We start from the raw sequence: 14,093 nt of genomic DNA on the forward strand, positions 1-14,093 counted from the left end.
GTGACGTGCTCGCGGTGGTAAACTGCGGCTTTTGTTAATCAGGTGCCATTATGTCGCAGTCGCTCGGTACATTATATGTCGTAGCCACACCCATCGGAAACTTGGGGGATATGGTACCGCGCGCGGTGCAGGTGCTCCAGTCCGTTGCCTTGATCGCCTGTGAGGATACTCGCCACAGTGCCCGTTTGCTGGAGCATTTTGCCATAACTGGCCGCTGTATTGCGTACCATGATCACAGTGATGATAAACGCACCGAGCAGATTCTAACGCAATTACTGGCGGGCGAGGAGGTGGCGTTAATCAGTGATGCCGGTACGCCGCTGGTCTCAGATCCGGGCTACCGGCTGGTGCGTGCGGCGCGTCAGGCCGGTGTGCGAGTGGTGCCAATCCCGGGGCCCTGCGCTTTTGTGGCGGCCTTGAGTGCCGCCGGGCTGCCGTCTAATCGTTTTACGTTTGAAGGTTTTTTGCCCGCCAAGGCCGGTGCGCGATTAGCCGCCCTTGAGGCGCTGGCCGATGAGGCGCGCACCCTAATTTTTTACGAGGCGCCTCACCGGGTGCTGGCGTGCGTGCAGGATATGGCGCGCGCTTTTGGCCCGGATCGCGAGTTGGTGATTGCCCGGGAAATCAGTAAAACGTTTGAGACCATTTATACCGCGGGCGCGAGCGACATGGCGGACTGGATCGCGGCCGACAGCAATCAGCAGCGCGGCGAGATTGTGCTATTGGTACACGGTGCCCCCGAGCGCAAAGCGGGCATGAGTGCCGAGACCGAGCGGGTGATGAGTGTTTTGCTCGACGAGCTGCCGGTCAAGCAGGCGGCCGCATTGGGCGCGAAGTTAACCGGTGCCAAGAAAAACGAGCTGTATCAGTGGGCGCTGGCCCAACGGGCGGATTAACTTTGCTTGACTTTTAGGGGCGCTACGCTAAGGTGTTGGCTCGGAGTCGGCTCGGCAGTCGCTGCTCGCTTTTGCGGGTGGAGGAAAGTCCGGGCTCCATAGGGCAGAGCGCCAGGTAACGCCTGGGAAGTGCGAGCTTACGGAAAGTGCAGCAGAGAGTAGACCGCCTAAGCAGCTTCGGTTGCCGGTAAGGGTGAAAGGGTGCGGTAAGAGCGCACCGCGCGGCTGGTAACAGTCCGTGGCATGGTAAACCCCGCTCGGAGCAAGACCAAATAGGAATCCATTGGTGTGGCCCGCACTGGATTCGGGTAGGTTGCATGAGGTGTGTGGTGACATACATCCCAGATGAATGACTGTCCCAGACAGAACCCGGCTTACAGGCCGGCTCCGAACTACTTCTTTAGGTCGCGTTCTATATGCCGCGATCGTCTATGTTAGATCCTCGCTTAAACCGAAACGATCCCATACTTAAAGTAACTTCTTAAGAGTTTCGTCTATCTGTTTGTAAATCAAAGAGAATCGTCCTTATTTTGGCGCGATTCCTTTGTTAGATGTCGACCAGTTAACGAACTTTTCCCCTGCTTTTGTGAATTTTACCTGCATTTTCCTGCGTGCTTGCTTGACTTTGATCCCACCGGATTTATAGTGTGCAATGTGGAAAAAAGTGGGTAATAGTGGTTTTTTGTGGAATCAAACCCCTAATAAGTGGTGAAAAGTGTTTACAGGTAGTCATGCCATCAATATGGACGCCAAAGGGCGTATGGCGATACCGACCCGAGTACGTGAAGGGTTGGTGGAGTCGTGTGCCGGACGTTTGGTGGTGACGGCCCATACCGAAGATCGTTGCTTGTTGGTGTTTCCCGAGCCTAAATGGCAGGAAATTCTCCCCAAAATTCAAAGCTTACCCACTATGAATAAGGCGTCACGCCGGGTTCAGCGGTTGCTGATCGGCTACGCCTGCTCTCTCGAAATGGATGCTAATGGTCGGATTCTGGTGCCGCCAACGCTGCGTTCTTACGCTGATCTGGATAAAAAACTGATGCTTGCAGGGCTTGGTGACAAGCTGGAGTTGTGGAGTGAAAGCAGCTGGTTTGCCCAGATGGAAGAGCCCGGCGACGACGACATGCCCGAAGAACTGCAGTCACTGGTGTTATAGGAGACAACATGGGTGAGCAGCCACATATTACCGTGCTTCTCGATGAGGCGGTTGACGCGCTGGTTGAAAACGCGTCGGGCTTTTATGTCGACGGTACTTTTGGACGCGGCGGGCACAGTGATCGCATTCTGAGCCGCTTAAATACCGACGGCCAACTGCTGGCGATCGATAAAGACGCCAGTGCTATTGAGGTGGCGCATCAACGCTTTGGCGCCGATGCGCGCTTTGCGATAGAGCACACCAGTTTTGCCGAGTTGAGCCGCCTGATAGGCGAGCGCGATATGGTGGGCAAGGTAGATGGCATTTTGTTGGATTTGGGGGTTTCTTCCCCGCAGCTGGATGAGCCCGAGCGCGGCTTCAGCTTTTTAAACGATGGCCCACTCGATATGCGGATGGATCAAACCCGCGGGATGAGTGCGGCCGATTGGATTAATACCGTCGCCGAGGGCGAGCTTGCCCGGGTTATGAAAGAGTACGGCGAAGAGCGCTTTGCCAAGCGCATGGCCAATGCGGTGGTGCGTGAGCGCGAGCAATCGCCCATTACCCGGACCGGACGTTTGGCGCACATTTTAAAAGAGGCCAATCCCGCTTGGGAGAAGGGCAAGCACCCTGCTACCCGGGCGTTTCAGGGGATTCGCATACACATCAATAACGAGCTTGGCGATCTGGAAAGCGTGCTGGACCAGGCGCTAGAGATGTTGGCCGTTGGCGGCCGCTTGGTGGTGATCAGTTTTCACTCGCTGGAAGATCGCCTGGTAAAGCGGTTTATTCGCCGTCACGAGAAGGGCGACCCGGTGCCGCGCGGCGTGCCTTTAATGGAGTCGCAATTAAACCGGCGTTTGCGCAGTCGCTCAAAGGCGGTTAAGGCTGGCGGCGATGAGTTGGGGCGCAACGTACGCGCGCGCAGTGCGGTGATGCGCGTTGCTGAAAAACTCGCGTAACCGCTGTGAGTCACGGGCGGGTAGCGGGAGTTAGTGCGGGGCGCTGGATGCTGGTGGTGGGCTTGTGGCTTGCCAATATTGTCTCGGCACTGGCGGTTGTTGCGGTTACCCAGCAAGTGCGGCGCGATACCAACGAGCTGGAAGCCCTGCGCCGCGAGTCGGCTGATTTAGAGGTTCAGTGGGGACAGTATTTATTAGAGCAGAGCACCTGGGCCTCTTATACCCGGGTGGAAAAACAAGCAAGCGAGCAATTGGGTATGAAAGTCCCGGATGCGAGCCAAATTATCTTAATCGAGAAGGAGCGTTAAGTGCGGCAACTCACGCTAAAGTCCTGGCGTTTTTACAGTGTGCTACTGGCTTTGCTGGTGCTTGCTGTTGCGCTGCTTGGGCGAATAGCGTCGTTGCAGGTGTTGCCCGACGCTGACCGTGGTTTTGAGTTTTTGCAGGGCCAGGGCAATGCCCGCACCTTGCGCAGCGAGCCGATCAGCGCCTATCGCGGCGTGATCACCGATCGCAATGGCGAGCCGCTCGCCGTGAGTACACCGGTTGAATCTATCTGGGCTAACCCGCAAGTGTTGCTGCAAAAGCCGCAGCAGTGGGCGGCGCTGTCGCAAAAACTGGGCTGGAGTCAGGCGGAGCTTGAGTCGCGCCTATCGCGTTTTGCCAATAAAGAATTTATGTATTTAGAGCGGCACTTGCCCCCGCAAGAGGCGCAGGCGATTTTGGCGTTGGGAGTGGATGGCGTTTACGCCCAGCGCGAATACCGGCGTTATTACCCCGCCGGTGAAGTGGCGGCGCAGCTGGTGGGCATTACCGATGTCGACGATCGCGGCCAGGAGGGGATGGAGCTTGCCTACGATGCCTGGCTGACCGGGGAGAGTGGCGCCAAGCAGGTGATTAAAGATCTGCGCGGGCGCACCGTTAAAGATCTGGGACTAACCAAGGCCGCCCGCAGTGGGCGGCCTTTGGCGTTAAGCATTGATTTACGTTTGCAGCATCTTGCCCATCGCGAGCTGAAAAAAGCGGTGCAGGAGTTTGGTGCAAAAGCGGGCTCGGTGGTGGTGTTGGATGTGCACACCGGAGAAATTCTGGCGATGGTGAATCAGCCCTCGTACAACCCGAATGATCGCAACAGTATCAAAGCTGCCAGTTTACGCAATCGCGCTTTGACTGATGTATTTGAGCCGGGCTCGACCATGAAGCCGCTGGCCATGGTGGCGGCACTAGAGACCGGTAAGTTTCACCCCTATAACGTGATTGATACCACGCCGGGTTACGTTCAGGTGGGGCGTAAGGCACTTTATGACCCGGTTGATTACGGCAAGCTGGATTTAAGCCGAATTATTGCCAAGTCGAGCCAGGTGGGTATGACCAAGCTGGCCCTGAAGATGGATCCGGACACCGTTCGCAATATGTATTATCGCCTCGGGTTGGGGCAGGGTACTGGCACCGGGTTTCCGGGAGAAGCCGTTGGCGTGTTGCCCTCATACAGAAAGTGGAAGCCCATTCAGCAGGCTACTTACGCGTTTGGTTATGGGTTAAACCTTACCATGGTGCAGCTTGCGCAAGCTTACAGCGTACTTGCCAGCGGCGGGGTAAAGCATCCCGTGTCGCTGCTGCGCAAAGAGGGAGAAGAGATCCCCGGTGAGCACGTAGTGGATGCGCAGTACACGCAACAAGTCATGAAAATGTTGCGCAAGGTGGTTGCTAAAGGAGGTACGGGTACCCGGGCCAATGTCGACTCATACTCGGTGGCAGGCAAAACCGGTACGGCGCACAAAGCGGATGCTGGTGGTTACGCCGATAACCGTTATGTGGGCTCGTTTGTCGGGGTGGCGCCTGCGCAAGATCCCGCCATTGTGGTGGCGGTTATGATCGATGAACCGCGCGATGACAAATACCACGGCGGTCAGGTGGCTGCGCCTTTGTTCTCCAGTATTACCGGTGGAGCGTTGCGTTTGTTGCAAGAGCCGCCTGAAAACAAAGGCACCCGCGTGAGCGTCAGAAAATTAGAGCCGGCGCCTACTCTGGCACAGCATGGAGGGGCACTACTGTGATTACTGCCCGAGCCAATGAGCGCGCCATGACGCTGGCGCAGCTATTAGATGACGACACACTCGGCGAGCTGGATTCGGTGCGTTGGTCGGTGCTGCAATCGGATAGTCGCCGTATTATGCCGGGGCATATTTTTGTGGCGCTGCAGGGCGCGACTGTGGATGGGCGCGACTATATTAACGATGCCATTAACCGCGGAGCCAGCGCTGTTTTTATCGAGGCGGAAGGCAAAGCCAATGCGCTGGAGTACCGCGGTGCCGTGCCGCTTATTGCGGTAGCCGGGTTGGCCGGTAAATTGAGCGAGATAGCCGGGCGTGCCTACGCCGACCCGAGCGCCGGGTTAAACATTATCGGCGTAACTGGCACCAATGGTAAAACCACCTGTAGTTTGCTGATCGCGCAACTGCTTGAGGCGCTTGGTGAGCGCTCGGCGGTTGTGGGCACTCTGGGTTATGGCCGGGTTGGCGAAACCTTGCAAAGCACGGGCTTTACCACGCCTGATGCTGTTTCGAGTCAGGCGCTGTTACGCGATCTGGCCGAGCAACGCATTAAAACCGTGGCAATGGAGGTTTCCTCTCATGCGCTGGTTCAGGGGCGGGTTAAGGCGGTGCGCATGTCGACGGCTGTGTTTACCAATTTATCCCACGATCATCTGGATTTTCACGGCGACTTAAAAGCCTATGGCAAAGCGAAAGCGCGCTTGTTAAAAGCGCGAGATTTGCAGTGCGCGGTGGTGAACCGTGATGACAGTTGGTGTAAATCTCTGCTGAAAAAAGCCGAGACTTTGAATCAGGTGTTGAGTTACTCGCTAAGCTCGAAAAAAGCGGATCTTTACTTTGAAGGGCTCGAATACTCAGCCCATGGCATTGCCGGCACCCTTTGCACCCCTGTGGGTAGTGCGCCGCTTAGTTCATCGCTGATTGGTGACTTTAATGCGAGCAATATTTTAGCGGCGGTTGCTGTGGCGATAGCGCAAGGTTATCCACTGGATAAAATTGCCGCGGCAGTGCCGCAATTGCAGCCGGCCCCCGGACGCATGGAGCAGGTAACGGTACGTGCCGATCAGGGGGTTCAGGTGGTGGTTGATTATGCTCACACACCGGATGCCCTGGAAAAAACACTGCGCGCGTTGCGTCGCCACACCGAAGGTAGCTTGTGGTGTGTGTTTGGCTGTGGTGGCGATCGCGATCGTGAAAAGCGCCCGGCAATGGGACGCGTCGCCGAAAAGTCGGCCGACTATACGATCGTGACCAACGATAATCCGCGCGGCGAAGACCCGGCGAGTATTGCCAGCGAAATTGTTCGCGGCATGCACCACCCCGAGCGCTGTCTGGTGATTGCCGAGCGCGATAAAGCCATCGACCTGGCGGTACAGCAAGCACGCGCCGGCGATACAGTGCTACTGGCGGGCAAAGGTCATGAAGCGGTGCAAATATTCTCCCAGCGGCAGCTGCCCTTCAGTGATTTACAGCAGGCGAGAACGGCCCTAGTGCGCCGTCTGGAAAAAATCGCAGCGGGAGGGCAGGCATGATAGGCACTATGTCGATTGCACAGCTGCAGCGGGACTTTGCCCCGCACTTAACCGCGATGGCGAACGGCGCCTCGGTGGATTTTAATCGGGTGTGTACCGACTCGCGACATATTCAGGCGGGCGATTTGTTTGTCGCTCTGCGCGGCCCGCGCTTTGATGGTCATCAGTACTTATCGGAGGTCCAGGCCGCCGGCGCTGTGGCGGCACTGGTTGATACTCTGGAGCCAGCTTGCACGCTGCCACAGTTACAGGTCGACGATACTGTGCTGGGCCTGGGTGAGATCGCCCGGTTAAATCGCGAGCGGTTTGAGGGGCCAGTGGTGGCGATTACCGGCTCGAGCGGTAAAACGTCGGTGCGCTCTATGGTCGACGGTATTTTGCGCTGCCAGGGCGACGTAATGTCCACTCAGGGTAACCTGAATAACCACATTGGCGTGCCACTGACGCTGTTGCGTCTGGATGGTCACGAAAAATATGCCGTGATCGAGATGGGTGCCAGCGCCATTGGCGAAATTGCCTATCTGTGTGAGTTGGCGCGGCCGGACGTGGCGCTGGTTAACAACGTGATGCCTGCACATTTGGAAGGCTTCGGCTCGATTGAAGGTGTTGCCGACGCTAAAGGCGAAATTTATCAAGGTGTGGCCGCCGACGGCACCTGTGTTATCAATCTCGACGATCAGTTTGCGCCCATGTGGCTCGCGCAGCTGCACGATCGCTCACACCTTTGCTTTGCCCTGGCCAACCCCGCCGCCGATTGTTACGCCAGCGATATTGCGCTGCGCGGTTTGACGACGCGTTTTACCTTAAATCTATGTGGCCGATCGGTACCGATTACGTTGCCGGCGATTGGCTTACACAGTGTGCGCAATGCGTTGGCCGCTGCTTGTTGTGCCCATGCGGTAGGCGCCAGTGATGCCGCAATCCTTACCGGCCTCAATAGCTTTTCGCCGGTAGCAGGGCGCATGAATATCAGTGTCGGGCGCGCCGGAATCCGTGTCATCGATGACAGCTACAACGCTAACCCGGGTTCGGTAAGGGCCGCGATTGATGTGCTGGCCGAGATGCCCGGCAATACTATTTTAGTGATTGGCGATATGGGTGAGCTGGGTGAAGAGGCTTACCTAATGCACGCCGAGATAGGCGATTATGCCGCCGGAAAAAAACTGCAGGCAGTGTTTAGTTGCGGCTCACTGGCTCAGGCGGTAAGCGATAACTTTACCGGCACGAGCCGGCATTTTGATACGCACGATGAGTTGATTGCGCATCTTTATAAGGTTGCCAGCGGAGCAGATTGCACATTATTAATTAAAGGCTCGCGTAGTGCCCGAATGGACGTCGTGGTTCGGGCTCTGACTGACGAGGAGAAACAATAAATGTTGTTATGGCTGGCCGAGCAATTACAAGAATATTATCGCGGCTTTTTTGTGTTCCAGTACTTAACCCTGCGCGCCATATTGGGGGTGATGACAGCGTTGGGTATTTCGCTGTTGCTGGGGCCGTGGATGATTCGCAAACTAAACCAGTTGCAAATCGGCCAATCGGTTCGCGATGACGGGCCGCAGTCACATTTAAGTAAATCCGGCACGCCTACTATGGGCGGCACGTTAATTCTGGCGGCCATATTTATCAGCAGTTTGCTGTGGTCGGATTTAAGTAATCGCTATGTATGGGTTGTACTGGTGGTAACGGCAATCTTTGGCGCGGTGGGTTGGGTCGATGACTATCGCAAAGTGGTTCAGAAGAATTCACGGGGTTTGCCCGCCCGCTGGAAGTATTTTTGGCAGTCGGTCGGTGGTTTGGGGGCGGCTATTTACCTGTACGCCACGGCAACCTTGCCCGCAGAAACCCAGTTATTTTTGCCGTTTTTAAAAAGTTTTGCTTTAGAGCTGGGTATTTTTTACGTAGTGCTTAGCTACTTCGTCGTAGTGGGCGCGAGTAACGCCGTCAACTTAACCGATGGTCTGGACGGTTTGGCAATTATGCCCTCGGTAATGGTGGCCGGCGCGCTAGGGGTTATCGCCTATGTGACGGGCCACTACGAATTTGCCCAGTACCTGCATATTGCTCATGTTCCGGGCAGTGGCGAGTTGGTGGTGTTTTGCGCGGCCCTGTGTGGTGCGGGGTTAGGGTTTTTATGGTTTAACACCTATCCCGCGCAAGTATTTATGGGCGATGTAGGTGCGCTTTCGCTGGGTGCGGCACTGGGCATTATCGCCGTTATTGTTCGCCACGAAGTGGTGTTCTTTATTATGGGTGGCGTCTTTGTCATGGAGACCGTCTCAGTGATTTTGCAGGTTGGCTCTTACAAGTTAACCGGTCGCCGTATTTTTAGAATGGCGCCATTACACCATCACTTTGAATTAAAAGGTTGGCCAGAGCCGCGCGTTATTGTGCGCTTTTGGATTATTACCGTCATGCTCGTGCTGTTTGGGCTGGCGACACTGAAACTGCGCTAAGCGCATAGGGTATTAACAACGTGAGTAATTTGATCGCCTCAAGCAAAATGATCGCCGTAGTGGGCACCGGAGTATCCGGTTTGTCTGCGGCGCGTTTTTTGCGCGCGCAAAAATTGCCCTTTGTATTGTTTGATACCCGCGAGGCGCCTCCGGCGCAGGGCGTAATTGCCGCTGAGTTTCCCGACGTGCACTGCCAGTTTGGTGCGTGGGATGAGTCGCTGTTGCAAAGTGCCGACGAGATTGTACTCAGCCCCGGTTTACCGTTAAGCATGGGCGCGATCGCCGCCGCCCGGGAAGCCGGTGTGCCGGTGATTGGTGACGTGGAGTTGTTTGTGCGCCACGCCAAGGCGCCGATCATAGCCATTACCGGCTCTAACGGCAAAAGTACCGTGACCACGTTAGTGGGTGAAATGGCCAAGGCCGCGGGTATTAAAGTGGCGGTAGGTGGCAACTTAGGTACGCCGGTGCTCGATTTACTGAGCGATGACGTTGAGCTTTATGTACTTGAGCTTTCGAGTTTTCAGTTAGAAACCGTCACTAAGCTCGGTGCCACTGTCGCCTGTATTTTAAATATGAGTGCCGATCACCTCGATCGCTACAATGGCATGCCCGAATACCACCGGGCTAAGCAGCGCATCTATTTTGGCGCCCGTCACGTAGTGGTTAACCGCACCGATCCCTTAACGCAGCCGCCGCTGGCGGACGATGTGACGCGCAGCTCGTTTGCCGGCAGTGCCGACTTTAAAAATATGGGCGTGCGCCAGCAAGAGGGCGACACCTGGCTGTGTGATGACCTTACCCCGGTTATTAAAGCGTCCGAGTTAAAGCTGCCTGGCCGGCACAATATCGACAATGCCCTGGCGGCGATGGCTATTGGTAAAGCGGCCGGTTTGCCTATGGCTTCTATGCTGCAAACGCTAACGACTTTTAAAGGCCTGGAGCATCGCTGCCAGTGGGTGGCGGATGTGGCCGATGTGGTTTACTACAACGACTCTAAGGGTACCAATGTCGGGGCCACGTTAGCGGCGATTAACGGTCTGGCAAATAGTAACGGTAAGTTGATCGTTATTTTGGGCGGCGTCGCCAAAGAGCAAACTTTTACGTCACTCTTGCCAGCGCTAAAAGCCCATGCTCGCGGTTGTATATTAATTGGTGAGGCGGCAGGCGAGCTCGCCGCTATGCTGCAAGGCGAGATCGACTTTGAGCGCGCCAGCTCCATGCCCGAGGCGGTAAGCAAAGCTCAAGCGCTAGCGCACAGTGGCGACCGTGTGTTACTCAGCCCGGCTTGCGCGAGCTTTGATATGTTTGACAATTATCAAGCGCGCGGCGATGCCTTTTGCGCGGCGGTAGGAGGGTTGCAATGAAGCAGTCACCGCTTGCTATTTATTCGCGCACATCGGTTGACGGCACCATGGTGTGTTTGTGGTTGGCGCTGTTGTCGATAGGTTTGATCATGGTGGCGTCGGCCTCCGTGGCGTTTGCCAGTGCAACCTATGATGACAGTTGGTACTTCTTTAAACGCCATATAATGTTTTTGCTGATTAGTGCCCTTGGCGCAGGTGTGGTGTTGCTGTTGCCGAGTGACACCTGGCGCCGTTTTAGTGTGCCGTTATTAATTATTGCCATCGTGTTGTTGGCCGCGGTGTTAGTCCCGGGTGTTGGTAAGCGGGTAAACGGCGCGCAGCGTTGGATTAGCTTTGGCCTCTTTGCGGTACAAATATCCGAGATCGCTAAGTTTGCCGTGCTTATGTTTTTTGCCAGCTACTTTGCGCAGCGCTACCCCCAGGGGCTTAGCGGCTGGCGCGAGTTTGGCAAGCTTATTTCGTTGTTGGCGTTGGTGCTGTTGCTGTTGGTGTTAGAGCCGGACTTTGGCAGTACGGTGGTGATTGCGGCAACGGTTATCGCCGTGATGTTTATTGCCGGACTTAAGTTGCGTTACTTTTTTCCGCTGGCAATTGGTGCGGTGGCGGTAATGGCGGCCATTGCCATTATGAGCCCCTACCGGCTCAAGCGGTTGGTAACCTTTATGGACCCCTGGGCGGATCAGTTTAACGCCGGTTACCAGCTGACGCAGTCATTGATCGCGTTTGGTCGCGGTGAGTGGTTTGGTATGGGGTTGGGCAATAGCTTGCAAAAGCTTTTCTATCTACCTGAGGCCCACACAGATTTTATTTTTGCCATCTATGCCGAAGAGTTTGGCATGCTTGGCGGCGTGGTGTTATTGGCGCTCTTTGGTGCCCTTATTATGCGTATTCTAGCGGTATTTCGCACTTGCATGAGCCGCGCTAACCACTTCTTAGCGTTTGCGGTATTTGGTGTGGCGGTGCTGTTTTCACTACAAGTGTTTATCAATGTTGGGGTGGCTTCGGGCTTACTGCCGACTAAAGGTTTGACCTTGCCCTTTATCAGTTACGGCGGCAGCAGCTTAATTGTCAGCTGCGCGCTGATGGCATTTGTGGTGCGAGCGGATATCGAGATGCGGGCAATCCCAGAGAAAAAAATATCGGTTACTAACCCGTCCCGTGTGCGTCATACGGAGCAAAACACGGCGGAGGTCAGCGCATGAGTCGGGTACTGATTATGGCAGGTGGCACGGGTGGTCATGTATTTCCTGCGCTGGCGGTAGCGCGACGGTTAACGGCTGAGAACGTGTCGGTGAGTTGGTTGGGTACCCGCAAAGGTATTGAGGCACGGGTAATCCCCGAGGCTGGCATTGACATTGATTATATTCGTATCGAAGGGGTGCGTGGTCGAGGCGCGCTGGGTTTATTAAAAGCACCTTTTTTAATTTTGGCTGCGCTGTTTCAGGCGATTGGTGTTTTGCGCCGCAACAAGCCCGATGTAGTGGTGGGCTTTGGTGGCTTTGTGTCAGGTCCGGGCGGCTTGGCCGCCTGGTTGTTGCGTATCCCGCTGGTGATTCACGAGCAAAACGCTATTGCCGGTACCACCAATAAAATTCTAGCCCGCTTCGCCCGGGTGATTGCCACCGGGTTTGCCGAGGTGTTGCCGGGCGCGCACTGGGTGGGTAACCCCGTGCGAGATGAGATTGTAAACCTGCCGGCGCCGGCCGGGCGCTTTGCCGAGCGTCAGGCCGAGCCGTTGCGGTTGTTGGTGTTGGGTGGCAGCTTGGGCGCGCGGGCCATTAACGAGTTAATGCCGGCGGCATTAGCCGGCTGTGCCCCGGCGCAAACCTTTGATGTGTGGCACCAGTGTGGCGCCCGCCATCAAGAGGCTACGGTAGCCGGTTATGTCGAGCATCAGGTTAAGGCCCGGGTCGAGCCTTTTATTAACGATATGGCCAGTGCTTATGGTTGGGCCGATGTGGTGGTGTGTCGCGCTGGTGCTTTGACTGTGGCCGAGTTGGCGGCCGCCGGGCTCGGCGCCTTTTATATTCCGCTGCCTAACGCCATTGACGACCACCAGACACACAACGCGGCGGTGATGGCGAGTGCCGGCGCCGGTATTAGTATTCCTCAGGCGCAATTAAATGCTGAGAGCCTGACGCGGCTGCTGAGCGAGCAGTTGTCAGATCGCCAGGCGCTGGAGCAAATGGCCAGGGCGGCCAGAAGCTTACATAAAGATGATGCTGCCGGTGCGGTCGCTAAGCTCACCGAGGAGCTTATTCATGGATAAAGTTATGACGTATTACGAAGTACCTGAGATGCGCCGCATTCGCCGTATTCACTTTATCGGTATCGGTGGTGCGGGTATGAGCGGCATCGCAGAGGTGCTGATAAACCAAGGTTACGAGATTTCAGGGTCAGATTTAAAAGAGTCCAGCGTTACTCAGCGTTTGGCGAGCTTAGGTGCAAACATTTATTTTAATCACAGCGCCGGTAACGTTTTGGGTGCCGATGTCGTGGTTAACTCGAGCGCCGTCGGTGAGTCTAACCCCGAGATGATAGCCGCGCGGGATAACCGCATACCGGTTGTGCGCCGCGCCGAAATGCTGGGCGAGCTGATGCGTTATCGCCACGGTATTGCGGTTGCCGGCACTCACGGTAAAACCACCACCACGAGCTTGTTGGCATCTGTGTTGGCGGCGGCCGATCGTCACCCCACGTTTATTATTGGTGGCTTAGTAAACAGTGCCGGCAGCAACGCTCAGTTGGGTGAAAGCCGCTACTTAGTGGCCGAGGCCGACGAAAGTGACGCGTCATTTTTGCACTTGCAACCGATGGTGGCGATTGTCACTAACATCGATGCCGACCATATGGATACCTACGACGGTGACTTCTCTAAATTGAAGCAAACGTTTGTAGAGTTTTTGCACAACCTGCCTTTTTACGGGTTGGCGGTAATGTGTGGTGACGACCCGATCGTGCGGGAGATTTTGCCCGAGGTGGCGCGCCCGGTTATCACCTATGGCCTGAATGACGATTGCGACTTGCGCGCCGTTAATATTCGCCAGGACAAAATGTTTAGCGAGTTTGATGTTGTGAGTGGCGCTGATGACGGGGTGTTGTCGGTTCGTTTAAACATCCCCGGCGTGCACAATATTTTAAACGCACTGGCCGTTATTGCGGTGGCACGGGACGAGGGCGTAAGTGACGAGGCTATTGTCGCCGGGCTTGGCAATTTTGCCGGTGTCGGGCGCCGGTTTCAGGTGTACGGCGACTTCCCTGTGGAAGATGGTACCGCGATGTTGGTGGATGATTACGGGCATCACCCGCGCGAGGTGGGTGCGACGATCAAAGCAATCCGCGATGGCTGGCCCGAGCGTCGTTTGGTGATGGTGTATCAACCGCATCGCTATACCCGAACCCGCGATTTATTTGAAGATTTTGTCGATGTGCTATCGGGTGTTGATGCGCTGGTGTTGCTTGAGGTTTACAGCGCTGGCGAAGAGTCGATCCCCGGGGCGGATGGGCGCCAACTGTCCCGCAGTATTCGCAATCGCGGTCAGGTAGACCCGATTTTTGTCGAAGGTGTGGACGGCGTGCCCGGTGTTATTAAAGATATTGCTCGCGCCGGAGATATTGTGATTACCCAAGGTGCGGGTAATGTGGGGGCGTTAGCGGTAGAGCTCGCTAAACGCCAACTCATTCAGTAGTGGAT

Annotated in this window: 12 protein-coding genes and 1 other RNA gene; all 13 read left to right on the plus strand. The window is 55.7% G+C overall.

Translation table 11 applies throughout. The annotated features are described in order from the left end of the window. Nucleotides 1–50: 50 nt before the first annotated feature. The 13 genes from rsmI to murC all read left to right on the plus strand — a co-directional run bounded on the left by rsmI (nt 51) and on the right by murC (nt 14,088). Entirely contained in the window at nt 51–896 is an 846-nt protein-coding gene (gene rsmI / locus AAC019_RS10360; RefSeq protein WP_339898758.1) for a 16S rRNA (cytidine(1402)-2'-O)-methyltransferase, read from the plus strand. A 42-nt stretch (nt 897–938) separates the two neighbouring features. Further along, an RNA gene (gene rnpB, locus AAC019_RS10365) (RNase P RNA component class A) lies at nt 939–1,289 on the plus strand. Between the two features lie 322 nt (nt 1,290–1,611). Then, on the plus strand, nt 1,612–2,052 hold the full coding sequence (gene mraZ / locus AAC019_RS10370) for a division/cell wall cluster transcriptional repressor MraZ (protein WP_041522469.1): 441 nt from the start codon (nt 1,612–1,614) through the stop codon (nt 2,050–2,052). Between the two features lie 8 nt (nt 2,053–2,060). Next, entirely contained in the window at nt 2,061–2,993 is a 933-nt protein-coding gene (gene rsmH, locus AAC019_RS10375) for a 16S rRNA (cytosine(1402)-N(4))-methyltransferase RsmH (RefSeq protein WP_339898759.1), read from the plus strand. Nucleotides 2,994–2,998: 5 nt separating this feature from the next. After that, nucleotides 2,999–3,301, plus strand: a complete 303-nt coding sequence (gene ftsL / locus AAC019_RS10380; RefSeq protein WP_339898760.1) for a cell division protein FtsL — start codon at nt 2,999–3,001, stop codon at nt 3,299–3,301. Continuing rightward, a complete protein-coding gene (locus tag AAC019_RS10385) occupies nt 3,302–5,050 on the plus strand; it encodes a penicillin-binding protein 2 (RefSeq protein ID WP_339898762.1) in 1,749 nt (582 codons plus the stop codon). It begins immediately after the preceding gene. Then, a complete protein-coding gene (locus AAC019_RS10390; RefSeq protein WP_339898763.1) occupies nt 5,047–6,579 on the plus strand; it encodes a UDP-N-acetylmuramoyl-L-alanyl-D-glutamate--2,6-diaminopimelate ligase in 1,533 nt (510 codons plus the stop codon). The genes AAC019_RS10385 and AAC019_RS10390 overlap by 4 nt, the downstream gene beginning before the upstream one ends. 8 nt (nt 6,580–6,587) lie before the next feature. Beyond that, on the plus strand, nt 6,588–7,952 hold the full coding sequence (gene murF / locus AAC019_RS10395; protein ID WP_339898765.1) for a UDP-N-acetylmuramoyl-tripeptide--D-alanyl-D-alanine ligase: 1,365 nt from the start codon (nt 6,588–6,590) through the stop codon (nt 7,950–7,952). Further along, a complete protein-coding gene (mraY, locus tag AAC019_RS10400; RefSeq protein ID WP_339898767.1) occupies nt 7,953–9,035 on the plus strand; it encodes a phospho-N-acetylmuramoyl-pentapeptide-transferase in 1,083 nt (360 codons plus the stop codon). Nucleotides 9,036–9,055: 20 nt separating this feature from the next. Continuing rightward, complete coding sequence (gene murD, locus AAC019_RS10405; protein ID WP_339898768.1) at nt 9,056–10,399, plus strand: UDP-N-acetylmuramoyl-L-alanine--D-glutamate ligase; 1,344 nt, start codon at nt 9,056–9,058, stop codon at nt 10,397–10,399. After that, on the plus strand, nt 10,396–11,601 hold the full coding sequence (gene ftsW, locus AAC019_RS10410; protein WP_339898770.1) for a putative lipid II flippase FtsW: 1,206 nt from the start codon (nt 10,396–10,398) through the stop codon (nt 11,599–11,601). The genes murD and ftsW overlap by 4 nt, the downstream gene beginning before the upstream one ends. Further along, a complete protein-coding gene (murG, locus tag AAC019_RS10415; RefSeq protein WP_339898772.1) occupies nt 11,598–12,668 on the plus strand; it encodes an undecaprenyldiphospho-muramoylpentapeptide beta-N-acetylglucosaminyltransferase in 1,071 nt (356 codons plus the stop codon). Before ftsW ends, murG begins: the two co-directional genes overlap by 4 nt. Beyond that, nucleotides 12,661–14,088 carry a UDP-N-acetylmuramate--L-alanine ligase gene (gene murC, locus AAC019_RS10420; RefSeq protein WP_339898773.1) on the plus strand — a complete coding sequence of 476 codons (1,428 nt, stop codon included), beginning with the start codon at nt 12,661–12,663 and terminating at the stop codon, nt 14,086–14,088. Before murG ends, murC begins: the two co-directional genes overlap by 8 nt. Nucleotides 14,089–14,093 lie beyond the last annotated feature (5 nt).

This window comes from uncultured Gilvimarinus sp., from assembly GCF_963975215.1.
Lineage (GTDB): Bacteria > Pseudomonadota > Gammaproteobacteria > Pseudomonadales > Cellvibrionaceae > Gilvimarinus.

What these genes read in the sequence shown, in the direction of transcription:
- rsmI (WP_339898758.1), top strand. Translation starts at nt 51, where the DNA reads ATGTCGCAGTCGCTCGGTACATTATATGTCGTAGCCACACCCATCGGA.
- rsmH (WP_339898759.1), top strand. Translation starts at nt 2,061, where the DNA reads ATGGGTGAGCAGCCACATATTACCGTGCTTCTCGATGAGGCGGTTGAC.
- murF (WP_339898765.1), top strand. Translation starts at nt 6,588, where the DNA reads ATGTCGATTGCACAGCTGCAGCGGGACTTTGCCCCGCACTTAACCGCG.
- mraY (WP_339898767.1), top strand. Translation starts at nt 7,953, where the DNA reads ATGTTGTTATGGCTGGCCGAGCAATTACAAGAATATTATCGCGGCTTT.
- ftsW (WP_339898770.1), top strand. Translation starts at nt 10,396, where the DNA reads ATGAAGCAGTCACCGCTTGCTATTTATTCGCGCACATCGGTTGACGGC.
- murG (WP_339898772.1), top strand. Translation starts at nt 11,598, where the DNA reads ATGAGTCGGGTACTGATTATGGCAGGTGGCACGGGTGGTCATGTATTT.
- murC (WP_339898773.1), top strand. Translation starts at nt 12,661, where the DNA reads ATGGATAAAGTTATGACGTATTACGAAGTACCTGAGATGCGCCGCATT.